Genomic DNA, 13,037 nt, shown 5'->3' with positions numbered 1-13,037 from the left:
GGGATTGAGGGTGCACGGTTTTTGCAAGGTTCTTTCTGAGTATGCTGTCGCTTGTACGAGTTGTATGGATTGATGGCCGAGTGGTCGACGGCGGTGCCCTGCTAAGGCATTGCATGAAGGCGTGTGCCGCGTGCCGGGGGTTCGAATCCCTCTCAATCCGCTTGCCGTCTGGGGGAGTGACGTCATGGAAGAGTGCTCGCCGGTTGTGGAGTTTCGTATCCATGATGCCGCGTGTGGTGTCGAGTCGGCTACGATATCGTGTCGTATGCCGATGAAGCGTGTCGATCTGACTGGTTCTGGTGAGGGGTATGTTCCTGATTCCAGCCGGTTCAATATTGCTTTCGGGAATGCTTGTCGCGCGTTCAAGCGTGAGTTTGAGCGCGCGTAGTTTTTGCCTCGATGGCTCAATGGTAGAGCACCCCACTCGTAATGGGGTGGTTCCGGGTTCGATTCCCGGTCGAGGCTCGCAGGCCACGGCAGCGTCTGAGCATCCGTGGCCGCCCGTTTGACTGTTTTCCGGGTCTGGTGCGTAAGCGTCCGGTGAGGTGAGAAGCCTCTAGCCTCACACTGGTGTCGCCGTCCGTTTCCTGTGGTTCCTTTGGAGCGGCGCGCGGGTTCGATTCCCGTGGTGGGGGCTTGCCCCGGCCCGATAGGAAATGCGGGTGCCCTTAGATGGGCTTGGATTATTGATTGATTATTCACAACAACTAACCATTGTTCTGTGTGTGCTTCTGGTGCCGCTCAGACTGTCGGGTTGGGGCTTTTATTTTTGCTGGTTGGGGGGTGCTGCCCGTGGCGTGGAGTTCGAGTAATCGTCGTGCGCGGTTCAATCGCGGGTGGGTGAAGGTGCGGGCGAAGGTGCTTGCGCGTGACGGGCATCGGTGCCAGTGGCCGATGTATGACGAGAACGGTTTCTATATGGGTATTTGCGGTGCGCCGGCGACCGAGGTGGATCACCGGCATCGTGATGGTGTGCGTGATGATGACCGTTTCGCGAACCTGTGGAGTCTGTGCCATGCGCATCATGCGGGCAAGACGCATGTGGAGAGCGTGCTGGGCAGGTATGAGAAGCGCAGGCGTAAATCGGATAGGGAGTTCCGGGAGCATCCGGCATGGAGGTGACTGATGGGTTGCATGGTCGCTGGCTGTCTGAACGATGAGGTGGCTCGCGGATTGTGCAGATACCATTACGATCAGTTGCGGTTGCATGGGCGTATCGATGTGAACGGGTGTCGTGTGCGCTTGTGCTTGATGTGTGGCACGTGGATGATGGTCCGCCGCAAGTCGAAGATGTTCTGCTCGCAGGCGTGCCGAAAACGTTGGCAGCGGTTGAAGGATGCGGGGAAGGCGCCGGTGCGTGACCCGTTGCCTATCGTGGTGAAGCCGCTTCCGTTCGATATGAGTGACGGTGAGCGGATGATCGAGGATATTGAGTTGTTCACTGACCGTGATGTGTTGGCGGCGAGTGATGGCGTGTGCTTGGAGTGTGGGAAGCCTGTCGTGGATGATGGGTCGCTCGCGTCCGGGTGGCGTGTCCCGTTGGAGGCTGGTGGCAGGCCGGTGTTGAGTAATCGTGTGCCGTTGCATGTCGAATGCAAGGCGAAGTGGGATGGGAGACCGAAGCGTGGCAGGGACAGGAAGGCGCGCCAGCAAGGCCACCGGTGAACCGTTGAAATGGGATGGTAAGGTTCGCGGCCATGATTTGCCGTCCACCCGTCCTGATGGCAAGGAGTGGCTTCAAGCCACGAAGGAGTATTACGAGCATATCCGGCAGAGTCCGCAGGCTGTGAAGCTGGGCACTGACTTGGATTGGGATTCGATTCTTGACCTGTGTATCCTCAAGGATAATTTCTATCGTAAGCCGGGCGCGGTGTTGGCGGCTGAGATTCGTGCGCGTGAGAACGCTATCGGCGCGACCCCGTTGGCTCGTCACGCTTTGAAGTGGGATGCCCCTGACAGTGATGATCTGGGTGCCGGTGACGAGATTGGTTTGAATGATGTGGGGGAGAGCCGGATGGATGACATTAGGGCGGCGTTGATAGGCGGCTGATGGATTGTAAGGGGGCAATGCTGGCATGCACGATATCATTCCGACGTTGACCCGTGATGACAAGCTGCGGAGTATCGGCTGGTTCGCGATCTGGTGGATTGAGAATTTTTGTGTCATCGGTTCGTCGCCTGTTATCGATGTGCCATACAGGTTCACGCCTGAGTATGCGGAGTTCATGGTCAACGCGTATGCGTTGCGTAAGGATGGGCGCCGCATGTTCAACAAGGTGTTCCTGTCGCGCCCGAAGGGATGCAACAAGAGTGGCCTTGCCGGTGTCATCGCCTTGTTTGAAGCGTTCGCCCCATGCCGGTTCGACCATTGGGCGCGTGGCGACGAGACGTATGTGTTCCTTGGCCGCACCTACCATTACCGGAAGGGTGAGCCTGTCGGGCGCGTGATTCAGGGGCCGGATATCCTGTGCATCGCTACAGCGGAAGACCAGACGGGCAACATTTACGACGTGTGCTACACGAACTGCACGCAAGGCCCGTTGGCGCGTTTGCGTGGTGTCGGCCTTGACCCCGGTCTTACCCGTATCTCGCTTCCGGAGGGCGGGCAGATCAGTTACGGTACCGGTGGCGCCGCGTCCAAGGATGGCGGCAAGCAGACGCTTCTGCTTGCTGACGAAACACACTTGTATACGAAGAAGCAAGTGAAGAAAACGTATGACACGCTGTCGCGTAACCTTCCGAAGCGTGCCGATGCCGAGCCGTGGATTCTTGAGACCACGACGATGTTCAAACCCGGTGATGAGAGTGTCGCGGAGACGACGTTCAAGACGGCGTGGATGGTGCAGGAGGGCAAGGCGAAGCATAAGCAGCATATCCTGTTCGACCACCGGTATTCGTCGCTTTCCGTCGCTGATCTGGCTGATGAGAAGAAGCTCAAGCATGCGCTCATGGAATCCTATGGCAGTGCGGCGAAATCGTCCGACGGTTATGATCATCTGCTGCTTCCTGATGGGCGTGTGACGCGCGTGAACCCGAAGACCGGTCGTGACAGTGAAGGCCATACGCTCTTGTCGAAGGGAGTGGAGCCGGGACCGTCGAAGGACGGCTGGTGCGACCTTGAGAGTTTCATGGAACGCATCTACGACCCGCAGAATGAAGTCAACGAGAGTATCCGCTACTTCCTGAACAGTCTGACGAGCAGTAGCGACGCGTGGCTGACGGAAGACCAGATACAGGAGCATATCGTCGGCCGTGACGTTTACGTGGGCTTGCAACCGTATGAGATCGCGGACAAGTGGATGGAGTTCGTCAAGCCGAAGGAACGCATCACCTTGGGGTTCGATGGTTCCATAAGTGATGATGCTACGGCGCTTGTGGGGTGTCGCGTGTCCGATGGTCTGCTGTTCCTTGTGAAGCTGGCGCAGAAGCCTGACGGGCCGGAGGGTTCCGGTTGGAGGGTTGACCGTGATGCGTTCGACGCGAAGGTGCAGTGGATGTTCGATCATTACAACGTGGTCGGGTTCTTCGCTGATGTGAACCCGTGGGAGCCGATGATCGCGAAATGGGAGCTGATGTACGGTGACCGGCTGACGGTCAGCCCGCGCGCCCGTGGCGAGCGTATCCGCTTCTATACGAACTCGTGGACTCGTGAGGTGTATCAGAATCTGGTCACGATGCACGGGAATTTCGAGTACCCGTATGTGACGGCGCAGGAGCGTGAGCCGGTCATCGGTGATATCGGCTTGCTGGCCGATCCGCGTCTTGTGAACCATTTCCGTAACGCGCGTAGGCGTGACCGGAGTTTCGGCTACCTGATTTTCAAGGAGACGCCGGACTCCCCGAAGAAGATTGATGCGGCGATGGCCGGCATGCTTGCGTATGCGGCGCGCATGAAGGTCGTCGGCGAGGCTGAGGAAGTGAAACCAAAACAGTTCCTTCCCATCAGCATCTGATTGATTGTGAAAGGTGGGTGCGGTGGCTGGAAAGTCTGATATCACCCTGCTGGTTGACGGTGTGGACGAGAGTGACGCGGATGCGGTTGAGTTGACGCGTCTCGCGGGCGTGCTGGCGAAGCGTATCCCACGATTGTGTGAGCTTCGCACCGTGTATGACGGTGAGGATCTGGTGCCGGGTCAGCATGTGCCGCAGAATATCCGTAATAATGCGAAGAGTCGTGCGGCGTATAAGCGTAACCTGCGGTTGGCGAGCGTGAACATCGCGCGTCCGATGGTTGACAGTGTGACTATCCGTCAGCGTCCGAACGGGTTCCGCCTGTTGGATGACGAGCGTGAGCGGAGTGTGGACGCTGAACGTGAATGGCGTTCCTGCCGTATGACGTTGAAGGCGCGTGACCTGTTCGCGCAGCGGAACCTGTATGGCCGTTCGTATGCGATGGTGTGCCGTGGCGGCGGCAAGGATTACGTGCAGCCCCTGTCCCCGTGGCAGTGCGTGATGGAGCCTGACGGGAGTGCGGCCATCGTCTACGGGTATGACGACCTGTCGGGCGTGGAATCGTTGACCATATACCGGTTGGATTACGCGGACGACGGGAGTGTGAGCGGCGTGCATAGCCGTGTCGCCCAACTGGAGTCCGGGAGCCGCAGTATCCCCGCCGAATCCGACACGGAGACGATCTACGGTGTGGCGAACGGCGACCGTAAGGGTGATTTCAGTTTCACGCCAGGATACAAGTGGGTGTCCGAGGTGAACCGGAACTGGGATTACGCTGCGCAATGTGGGACGCTTCCCATCGTCGGGTTGAGCACGGCGGATGGTTTGGGCTTGTTCGAGCCGTACCTGTCGAACATCTACCGTATCGCGCAATTGAATTTCGACCGGACGTGCGTGATGATGACGCAGGCGTTCCGTCAACGCGCGTTCAAGAACTTTCCACGCGACACATATGAGGAAAATGATATCGCGGTGCAGGAAGGCCTTAAGAAGGCCGGTGACAAGATTGATTTCGCCGAACTGTATGTCGCGAACCCGGCTGGCTTGTGGGTTCTTCCTGACGGCGTGGACGTGTGGGAGTCCCAGTCCACTGACGTGACCCCGTGGACGACTGCCTTACAGAACGAGATGAAGCAGCTCGCCGACATGAGCATGACCCCGTTCGGCATCAACAGCAATGATACGGGCGGTAGCGCGTCTGGCGCTGACTTGAAGCGTGAGGGCGTGCTGTTCAAGGCTCAGGATCTGAATGAGCGTGCCGACGATGCGCTGGTGCGTATCATGCGCATGGCGTTGGTCTTGGATGGGAAGACGGACGCGGCGGACGAGGATTTCACGACCTTGTGGCTGCCCATCATGCCGATCCAGTATTCCGATCCGGCTTCCGCCGCCAGCCAGTTGAATGGCATCGTGAGCGGCGACATGATCAAGCGTAAGGTGCTTGGTTGGAGTGAGCAGGATATCGAGGATGACCGTCGTGCGTTGGACATGCAGACGTTGAACGGTACGGCGCAGAGCGTGGCCGCCGAACAGGCGGGTACGCGTGATGTTGATGATTCGTTTGACGCTCTCGCGCCGGCGGCGCCCGGTACGGCGGCGGCGGTTGAGTCGACTGCTGTCATCCCCGTCCCGCGGGTCGCCGATGTCGGTGAATGATGGCATCAAGCACGTTGACCCGCTTGNGGNATNTGNGCACCNCGTATGACCGTCAACTGTCCGGCTTGTCGCAGGCGTACAGTGCCGCGTCGTGGAAGCTGTGGGCGACGTTGAGCCCGTCCGACTGGTGGAATGACGGCGTGGTGTACGGGGTTGCGGCACGGCAGGCGTACATGGGCATGATGATGGTGCAGCAGGCACGCGGGTATGGTACGCGAATGCTATCAGTGTGATGCGCTTGTTGGGTGGGAATATTCCCGATCCGCCTAACGGTGGTTGGCTTCCGGCGCGTGCGAACACCGACCCGCAGTTGACGGCGGTGAAGAACGCGGTCGCCTACCGTCATGCCGCAGTCCAATCCCCGCAGGTGAAGCCGGTCGAATGGCCGAAACCTACGGACGAGGATTACAAGCTGGTGTATTCGTGGCTTGACGCGGCGCGTGAGCGTGGAGAGACGGTGGCTGATACGGATGCGGTGCGTGCCGGTGACATGGCGAACCGTGAATCCTACCGTAAGGCCGGCGTGACAACGTACCGGCGTGTGATCCACCCGGAACTGTCCCATACGGGCACGTGCGGCCTGTGTGTGGTCGCCGCCGACCGTACGTACCACATCAAGGATCTGAACCCGATACACGACCATTGCCATTGCACGGTCATGCCGATACTCAACGGCAACGACCCCGGTCTGAGTCTGAACCGCAACGACCTTGACACGATCTACTCGCACGCGGGCGGCAACAAGGCGTGGCAGTTGGCAAGCGTGAATGTCACGGTCGGCGAGCACGGCGAGATAGGCCCGATATTCGACAAGACCGGGCACCTTCAGCATAACGACGGGTATGTGGATTGGACGGGCGACACGAAGTATGTGGAACCAGACCATGATATGAGCGTCCAACAGTTGGAGACGATGCTCACACGAAGCCGGAGCCTGTTGGAAGCCATGCAGTCCGTCGAAGACACCGGTCGCGCCGAGACATTGGACAGTGACGGGCGTGAATTGAATATCCGCCCGTCGAAGAGTCTTGCGAACGCCATCCGCTATCAGAAGGCGTTCGCCGTAAGTTTGCGTTCGATGCTGAACACGTCGGGCGTATGAGAAAACCAAATAATAGGAGGAATCTACATGCCCACCGACATGGAGGACAAGATTACGCCCGACAAGGGGGAACAGGGTACGGAAGGCGGTCAACCGACCGGAGTGGAGCAGACCGGCCAGCAGGGCGAAGAAAACCAGGACTCGAAGAAGCCCGTCATGGAGCGGAGTCTTGAAGAGCAGGTCGCTTACTGGAAGAGCATGGCCCGCAAGCATGAGGATCGTGAGAAGGACGCCAACAAGCAGCTTGGCGAGCTTCCCGAAATCCGTCAGCAGCTCGCGGACGTGCAGGCGAAGCTCCATGCGAGCGAGGTGGAGGCCGCACGTAAGGACGTGCGTCTCGCCCACCCGGAACTGTCCGAAAGCGTGTTCGCCCTGTGCGGGGAGACCGAACCAGACAAGATCCGCGAGTGGGGTGAGAAGGCCGCCGTCGCGTTCGCCGCATCAGCATCGAAAGAGGGGCAACCCGACATGGGTGGAACCAACCAGAACAACATCAACCCGGAGGAGCGTGGTGCGCGCAAGGCTGCGCAGGCCAACAACGGTTCGGCGGCGGCAGGCCAGCCGGACGAGAAGGCCGCGATCTACAAGCGCATCTACGAGAAATACTCCGCCAATAAATCCAAGTAAGGAGTGAAACCTTGGTAGACATCAATGAAACCGGTGTCGTCACCACGCATGTCGGTCAGCCGAATGATGACCAGTCTTGGCTGATTAACCGTCTTGGTGACGGCGTGATGAGCGTCACGCTGGACGTGACGACGTTCGTGTCCAGCACGATGGCATCGAAGTGCATCGTGGACGACGACCCGGACAACACGGTCGTGTACATCAAGAGCGGTATCCCGCTGGCTCGTATCACGAGCGGCGCGAGCACGGGCTTGTATGGCCCGTATGAGGCCGCCGCGAAGGACGGTCGCAACGGCAACATCGAAGGAGTGTTGGAGAGCCAGTTCAGTGTCGAGTTCAACCGCTCCGGTGTGAAGGTGCCGACCGTGACCGCAGGCATGCGGTACACGGGTGCCATCGACACGACGAAACTGCCGTTCGATGTGACCGGCGCGAAGTGGGACGGCCTGTTCCTGAAGGTCACGCCTGACGGCAGCCCGGCCACACTGTTGAGCAACGCCCCCGCAACCGCGGCAGCCGGAGCCTGAGAGTAGGAGGATAGGATTTTGAGCATCAATACCGATATCATCGACCCGGAGCTGGCTTCCAAGGCAGCTCAGGCCGCGTATGACGCTGTTACTGCCGAGCTTCCGTTCAGCAAGATTCTTCCTGACCATGCTATCAACGATTTACCTGATGGTATGAGCGGTGAGAATACCACAGTGTCTTGGGTTCCCAACCAGCGTGGTGAAATCAGTGAGGACACGGTATTCCGTGCTTGGGATGGCAATGTCCCGTATGGCAAGACCGTCGGTTCCGGCACTGTCAAGCGTGCCGCCCTTCAGCCTATCGGCGCGGCCATGCGTATCAGCGAGCATGATCTCGTCGCCATGCGTGCCGCCGCGACGAGTGAGGAGCGTGTCGAGAGCCTGCTCGGCAAGATCGGTGCGCAGACCGCACTGAAGATCGAGAAGGCGCGTATCAATACGGTCGTGAACGCGAAGCTCGCCATCAGTGAGAACGGTGTAACCAACACCTTGGATTATGCACGTGACACGAGTCTGGCCAGTGTCGCCCTGTCCGCGAAGTGGAATGCTTCCGGTTCTGACCCGTACACGGATATCGAAACGTGGAGCGAACTTATCGAGGATGCAGACGGTGCCACGCCGACAACGATGGTCATCACGCGTAGCATCATGAAGGCTCTCGCGTCCAACACGAACATCATCAAGCGGTTCTACGGTCAGAAGACCGCAGCCGCACTGCCGCCCAGCATCCACCGTGCCGATGTGGCAAGCGTGTTCGCTGACGCTGGTATCACCGATATCATCGTCATCGACGAGGTGTACTCGAAGTTCTTCGCCGCCCAGCGGTTGAAGAATCAGAAGGGCATTTACCCGGCGAACACGGTTCTGCTTCTGCCGGGCACCGGCGACACGGGTATCGGTGCGACGGTGTTTGGTGAGACCGCTCAGGCTTCCACCGGTATCGTACCGGAAGGTTATGGCCTGTTCGCTGGCGTCTACGATGCCGATGGTGTCGTGCCCGCTTATGACGTGTATTCGACTGGCAATCTCCTGCCGGTGCTTGCCCAGCCGAACAGCACGCTGTCTGTGACTGTCCTGTGATTCTGGGGGTGGCTGGCCGTGCTTCAAGTCAATATCTGGGATGATTTCGACTGGCCTACCCTCTTCCACGATTTCCAGTCGGACAAGGCTTCGTACATGGGCAAGGCGATTACGGCGGGGTGGATCAAACGCCAGTGCCGTATCGCCTGCCGTATGGTCATCACCCAATGCCCCGGTGCGGTCAGCCGCTACCGGAAAGGCGACCTCGACCAGGAGACCATCGCCTACGTGATCACGACGATGGTCATGCGCGTCGCCATCTGGCAGCGGCAGCACACCGAATCGAACGGCACGTACTCCTATACGGATGACGCGCCGAGCGATACGCCGCCCGGGTTCACTCCAAGCCCGAACCTGTTCCTCCGCGCGAATGAGAAGGCACTCATCAACGGCGGGGACGATTCAGGCATCATCGGAACTGCGGGTATCGGCATTGCGGACTATTGGGGCGGGTGACGTGTGATGGCTGACACTGATACGTCCGATGATGACAAGCCGCTGTTCAGCGATGATGAAACCGAGGATGCCGAAAAGCCGCTGTTCACCCCGGAGGAAGTCGAGGATTCCGACAAGTCGCTGTTGACGCGCACGACCGTGACCGTGGTGTTGCGCAAGCCGGTTGACACCGCGCATGGAGTGCGTCTGGAACAGGTCGGCACTCCGCTTCGTGTCACGTGTGATGTGGAGGGCAGGCAGAATCAGGCGGGCATGTTTGCCAACAGTGGCGCGCAGGATATTCCGTTGAAGTCCGGTGGTCTGACCGAGATTACGCCTATCCAGATTATGGCTTGCGCGTGGCCGGGTGATTTGTATTCCGCCGTGTGGTATGAGGGCGACTTGTACGACACGGTGGGCGCGCCGGTTCGCCGCTCGTCTGGTACGGGCAGGTCGAAGCATTGGGAGTTGCGTGCTGAACGGAAGCGTATCGGCGTGCCTGAACCGGAGGGGGCGGTGTCTTGGGGTTCGTCAGCTTGAATCGTGATATCGGCACGATTGTCGCGAAGAAGTACGGGCGATATGCGACGCGCTTGTATGGGATGCGCGTTGCCGACCGTGCGAAGGCGTTGGCTGACGCGCGTATCAAGGAGAAGCATCATGCCTCCTACGTGTTCCTGACGGGTGGTCATGCGCCGCAGGATACGCGCGTGGAACTGTCCATACCGGGTCGTACCGGGCAGGACGTGGCATTGCAGACCGAGGTCGGGTTCTACAATGTGCGCGCGGGCAGGCATATTCCGGGCAAGCATATTCTCCGTGACGCGATAGGCGGGTGACGTTCATGGCTGGTTTACAGGAGCTTGACCCGTATCAGCATGAGCCTATCGACGCGGAGGCTATGGTACGCGCATTGTTGGAGTCGGACGTGCCGTCCACCGGGTTCCCGAACGCGGTCGTCCGTTCCACGATTCTGAATGATGCGAACCAGTTGGCTGACAAGCCGTGCGTCGTGCACGATGTGGGCGCGCCACGCGACCTCGGATACGGATTGTGGAAGATACCGCTCAGCTTGTACGTGCTATCCAGCGACCCTGACGTGGGGAACCGGTTCAGCCGGTACGTGTACAAGCAGGTGATGGCGTGGCCGTGGAACAAGGCGGGCGACGCTTACGGGCACGTTTCGACGGTCACGCCTATCGGTTTCTCAAGGCATGGTCCTGATGACATGAATCTCGCAAATGACGTGCACGTGTGGGAGATGACTGATTTCTCGGTCACAGCCCGCAGTTTGCAGTCTGACTGATAACTGAATTTTTATTTGTTTGTTTGGCCGTACCCCGGGGTGGGTGCGGCCTTTTTGTTTGGAAGGAAACCTTATGGTTGACACGATTACAACGAAGGTCAATTCTGATGCGCTTGTCTCTCCGAAGCGCGGTGCGATTTTCGTCGCTCCGGTTGACAGCAAGCTGCCTGCCGATATGACGAAGTTCACGCTTGGTGTGGACACGGTGGACCCTTGGCATAACCTTGGTCATACGAGCGCCGATAATCTCCCGACGTTCGAGACCAGCGGCGGTGATACCAGTTCGACGAGTACGTGGCTTCAAGCCAATGTGCGTACGTCTACGGAAGATGTCACGTATACCATGAGCGCGAAGTCCGTTCAGGCGGATTCGGCTACGTTGAAGCTGATTTTCGGTGGTTGGGACGGCAGTGTCACTGGTGCTGTCGCCGTAGCTCCGGGCACTTCCACCCGTCTTGCGCTGTTGGTGTTCTCGTATGACACTACGACGAATGAGGCGTTCGGCGTGTATGTTCCGCGTGCGACCGTCACCGCTGATGGCATTGTTGACCTGTCCGGTGATTTCGCTGAGTTCGGTATGAAGGCGACGTTCGAGGCCAGCCCGAGCGTGAAGCCGAAGTCTGATGGTACGCAGGGTACGTTCGAGTTCCTGCCCGCCGAATCGTTCAAGGTCACTGGAGCCTGATCCTGGCTTCCCCACCCCGCGCCGCGTTGGACTCCCGGCACGGGCGTGGGGTTTCTTACTTTCATTTCCCGGAGTCCAATATCAAAGTTTTAGGAGTCCATTATGAGTGAAGAATCAACCGGTACTGTTGTGACGTTCGATGACGTGGTGTCGAAGAACCCCGTGCTAGAGGGGTTGCCAGACTTGGTGCCCGCGAACAGTCTGAAACCGTTGGAGAGCGCGCACGCGCAGACGGTCGCCGCGACCGTGGAGGCACTGTTCAACAACGCGAATAGTGCGGCTGAGGACGAGACCGAGCGGGGCGTTGCCATTCTGCTCGCAGTCGAGCAGGCATTGAAAGAGGAAGAACCCGTCATGCGCAGTCTCGCCGTCGATAAGGATGGGTTCGACGAGTGGGAGAAAGGCAAGAAGCCTGTGGAACTTGCCATCGCCTACTATGCGATCTTGCAATGGTATGTGGGTGAACTGGGAAAATAACCCTGTTCAAGAGGGAGATGGCGCAGTGTCGTGTCGCTCTCACTTCTGATTTCAGACGGTTCTACGGGTTGACGCTGCCCGATGCCATCAGGCAGGTCAGCCCGCAAGCATTGCTTGATTTGCTGGACGGGTTGACCGGTATCGACGGGAGCCTGTACCGCGAGTACCGGCTCGACCATGACAAGCAGCATACAGGTACCGGCATGGATGGGGACGGTTACCGGCTGTCCAATCATGCGTTCACGCAGGATACGATGCTGCTGGCTGACATGCGGAATATGCTCGCCGCGCAGTTCAATGCGCGGTTGGAGAAGGGCGCGCAGCATGTGCCGATGGTGCTGATGCCTGGCGAACACGGGAAACACGGCAAGTTCGGGCACTTGTCACTGGCTGACATGCAATTCGTGGAGTAACCGTCTGACGGTTATCGAGGGGGAATCTTATGGCGGAGATGGATTCGCTGGTTTACGGCAAGCTGGGCATTGACATCGTGCCTGACACGCGCGGCTTCTACCGGAAGCTCCGCGCGGCGTTGGAGAAGGCCGAGCACATGTATGATGCTCAGGTCGATGTCACGCCCGATCTTGACCGGTTCCGTGACGAGATGCGCATGGCGACCGGCCGTCCGTATGATGCGACCATCAGCGTGAAGGCGGATACGCGCAAGCTCGACCGTGTCCTCCAACAGTTGCGTTCCCCCTCCAATGCCATCGACGTGAAGTTCAACGCCGAGGGTATCGACAAGGCGCGTCTTGCCGAGCGTAAGCTCCGCAGCGAACTGGATGATGTGAACGCCGGTTATGCGCAGCAGCAGGAGCTGGTGAAGCGCGCGTATAAGACGTTGAATGATACGCTGCCCGGCTACGTTTCGACCGTCAAGAAAATCGGTGCGAACGCGGACAAGGAAATCGCGCGTATCGAACAATCCTATAAGGCGGCACGCCAGCGTACCCGCAAGAGCGTGTTCGACGAGCAGGACAAGATTCACGCGGCACGCGACAAGGATATCGAGCAGGCGAAGAAGAAATACCAGAATCTTGTCGATTCGTATACGAAGCGGATCGCGAAGGCGGAGAAGCAGCTTGACAGTGCGGTGACCGGCAAGGGTGTGAAGACAGCCACCGACCGGCTGGACAAGCTGACCGCCGAAATGAAAACCAGCCTGAACGCGGCGAGCCGTGAGTATAAGCG

18 protein-coding genes and 2 tRNA genes are annotated in these 13,037 nt (G+C 58.9%); 19 read left to right on the top strand and 1 reads right to left on the bottom strand.

The window, feature by feature from the left end; all coding sequences use genetic code 11:
* Positions 1-66 precede the first annotated feature (66 nt).
* The 7 genes from DSM100238_RS08850 (at position 67) to DSM100238_RS08820 (ending at position 5,607) form a co-directional block, all read left to right on the top strand.
* Positions 67-160, top strand: a tRNA-Ser gene (locus tag DSM100238_RS08850).
* Positions 161-393: 233 nt separating this feature from the next.
* Positions 394-465 (top strand) — tRNA-Thr (locus DSM100238_RS08845).
* A gap of 327 nt (positions 466-792) precedes the next feature.
* Positions 793-1,122, top strand: coding sequence for an HNH endonuclease (locus tag DSM100238_RS08840; protein ID WP_152356296.1), 330 nt, complete (start codon positions 793-795; stop codon positions 1,120-1,122).
* Between the two features lie 3 nt (positions 1,123-1,125).
* Positions 1,126-1,665, top strand: a complete 540-nt coding sequence (locus tag DSM100238_RS08835) for a hypothetical protein (protein WP_152356295.1) — start codon at positions 1,126-1,128, stop codon at positions 1,663-1,665.
* Positions 1,625-2,050 carry a phage terminase small subunit gene (locus DSM100238_RS08830; protein ID WP_152356294.1) on the top strand — a complete coding sequence of 142 codons (426 nt, stop codon included), beginning with the start codon at positions 1,625-1,627 and terminating at the stop codon, positions 2,048-2,050. Before DSM100238_RS08835 ends, DSM100238_RS08830 begins: the two co-directional genes overlap by 41 nt.
* A 25-nt stretch (positions 2,051-2,075) precedes the next feature.
* On the top strand, positions 2,076-3,953 hold the full coding sequence (locus DSM100238_RS08825) for a hypothetical protein (protein WP_152356293.1): 1,878 nt from the start codon (positions 2,076-2,078) through the stop codon (positions 3,951-3,953).
* A 22-nt stretch (positions 3,954-3,975) separates the two neighbouring features.
* The gene (locus DSM100238_RS08820; protein ID WP_152356292.1) at positions 3,976-5,607 is read left to right on the top strand and encodes a phage portal protein; all 1,632 of its coding nucleotides are present in this window, start codon (positions 3,976-3,978) and stop codon (positions 5,605-5,607) included.
* Between the two features lie 52 nt (positions 5,608-5,659).
* On the opposite strand, the gene DSM100238_RS09640 is transcribed toward DSM100238_RS08820, so the two are convergent.
* Entirely contained in the window at positions 5,660-5,788 is a 129-nt protein-coding gene (locus DSM100238_RS09640; protein ID WP_276608016.1) for a hypothetical protein, read from the bottom strand.
* A gap of 51 nt (positions 5,789-5,839) precedes the next feature.
* Between DSM100238_RS09640 and DSM100238_RS08810 the strand changes: the two genes are divergently transcribed.
* The 12 genes from DSM100238_RS08810 to DSM100238_RS08755 all read left to right on the top strand — a co-directional run.
* On the top strand, positions 5,840-6,709 hold the full coding sequence (locus DSM100238_RS08810) for a hypothetical protein (protein WP_167511134.1): 870 nt from the start codon (positions 5,840-5,842) through the stop codon (positions 6,707-6,709).
* A 27-nt stretch (positions 6,710-6,736) separates the two neighbouring features.
* On the top strand, positions 6,737-7,336 hold the full coding sequence (locus DSM100238_RS08805) for a hypothetical protein (protein WP_152356290.1): 600 nt from the start codon (positions 6,737-6,739) through the stop codon (positions 7,334-7,336).
* Positions 7,337-7,347: 11 nt separating this feature from the next.
* Positions 7,348-7,863 (top strand): hypothetical protein, encoded by a 516-nt coding sequence (locus tag DSM100238_RS08800; protein WP_152356289.1) that lies wholly within the window; start codon positions 7,348-7,350, stop codon positions 7,861-7,863.
* Between the two features lie 18 nt (positions 7,864-7,881).
* A complete protein-coding gene (locus tag DSM100238_RS08795; protein ID WP_152356288.1) occupies positions 7,882-8,943 on the top strand; it encodes a major capsid protein in 1,062 nt (353 codons plus the stop codon).
* Between the two features lie 18 nt (positions 8,944-8,961).
* Positions 8,962-9,399: a hypothetical protein gene (locus tag DSM100238_RS08790; RefSeq protein WP_152356287.1), complete on the top strand. Its 438-nt coding sequence runs from the start codon at positions 8,962-8,964 to the stop codon at positions 9,397-9,399.
* A 6-nt stretch (positions 9,400-9,405) separates the two neighbouring features.
* Complete coding sequence (locus DSM100238_RS08785; protein ID WP_152356286.1) at positions 9,406-9,918, top strand: hypothetical protein; 513 nt, start codon at positions 9,406-9,408, stop codon at positions 9,916-9,918.
* Positions 9,900-10,217 (top strand): hypothetical protein, encoded by a 318-nt coding sequence (locus tag DSM100238_RS08780; protein WP_152356285.1) that lies wholly within the window; start codon positions 9,900-9,902, stop codon positions 10,215-10,217. The genes DSM100238_RS08785 and DSM100238_RS08780 overlap by 19 nt, the downstream gene beginning before the upstream one ends.
* A gap of 5 nt (positions 10,218-10,222) precedes the next feature.
* Entirely contained in the window at positions 10,223-10,684 is a 462-nt protein-coding gene (locus tag DSM100238_RS08775; RefSeq protein ID WP_152356284.1) for a hypothetical protein, read from the top strand.
* A 73-nt stretch (positions 10,685-10,757) separates the two neighbouring features.
* Positions 10,758-11,369: a phage tail tube protein gene (locus DSM100238_RS08770; protein WP_152356283.1), complete on the top strand. Its 612-nt coding sequence runs from the start codon at positions 10,758-10,760 to the stop codon at positions 11,367-11,369.
* A gap of 102 nt (positions 11,370-11,471) precedes the next feature.
* Positions 11,472-11,846: a hypothetical protein gene (locus DSM100238_RS08765; RefSeq protein WP_152356282.1), complete on the top strand. Its 375-nt coding sequence runs from the start codon at positions 11,472-11,474 to the stop codon at positions 11,844-11,846.
* 17 nt (positions 11,847-11,863) lie between these two features.
* Positions 11,864-12,259, top strand: a complete 396-nt coding sequence (locus DSM100238_RS08760) for a hypothetical protein (RefSeq protein ID WP_152356281.1) — start codon at positions 11,864-11,866, stop codon at positions 12,257-12,259.
* Positions 12,260-12,288: 29 nt separating this feature from the next.
* The coding region (locus DSM100238_RS08755) for a hypothetical protein (protein WP_152356280.1) at positions 12,289-13,037 on the top strand (749 nt) is incomplete at its 3' end.

Source organism: Bifidobacterium apri, from assembly GCF_009299485.1.
Lineage (GTDB): Bacteria > Actinomycetota > Actinomycetes > Actinomycetales > Bifidobacteriaceae > Bifidobacterium > Bifidobacterium apri.
This window is presented reverse-complemented; position numbering and strand designations above follow the sequence as displayed.